We start from the raw sequence: 621 nt of genomic DNA, 5'->3' as shown, positions 1-621 counted from the left end.
AAATCAGAGCAGATATAGGTTCTGTGCAAAATCAAATCACATCGACTATAAACAACATTACTGTAACCCAGGTAAATGTTAAATCAGCAGAATCACAAATCAGAGATGTAGATTTTGCAAGCGAGAGTGCAAATTACTCTAAAGCAAATATATTGGCTCAAAGTGGTTCTTATGCTATGGCTCAAGCAAATTCAAGCCAGCAAAATGTTTTAAGATTACTACAGTAGTATATAAAACATTCTTTAGCGTTTACTGTAATTTATACAAATCCAAGCCTAGTAGTAATACTAGGCTTTTTTTATTTCTAAATAAAATTTCAATTTGAATCAAAACTTGGAACACTTCTTGCTTTAATCTTTTCGATGCAATATTTTGAAAGGATTTAAAATGGGTTTTAGAATAAACACCAACATCGGTGCATTGAACGCACATGCAAATTCAGTTGTTAATGCTAGAGAGCTTGACAAGTCTTTAAGTAGACTCAGTTCAGGTCTTAGAATCAACTCCGCAGCAGATGATGCTTCAGGGATGGCGATAGCAGATTCTTTGCGTTCACAAGCAGCAACTTTAGGTCAAGCTATAAACAATGGTAATGATGCTATAGGTATCTTGCAAACTGCA

1 protein-coding gene and 1 pseudogene are annotated in these 621 nt (G+C 34.5%); both read left to right on the top strand.

Features of this window, described 5'->3' with window-relative positions; genetic code table 11:
- The coding region (locus FBF15_RS09145) for a flagellin (protein ID WP_079744389.1) at positions 1–227 on the top strand (227 nt) is incomplete at its 5' end.
- 160 nt (positions 228–387) lie between these two features.
- A pseudogene (locus tag FBF15_RS09140) lies at positions 388–621 on the top strand (flagellin); the annotation flags it as partial.

Origin of the sequence: Campylobacter sp. CFSAN093233 (assembly GCF_011068165.1) — a bacterium.
GTDB classification, from domain to species: domain Bacteria; phylum Campylobacterota; class Campylobacteria; order Campylobacterales; family Campylobacteraceae; genus Campylobacter_D; species Campylobacter_D jejuni.
This window is presented reverse-complemented; position numbering and strand designations above follow the sequence as displayed.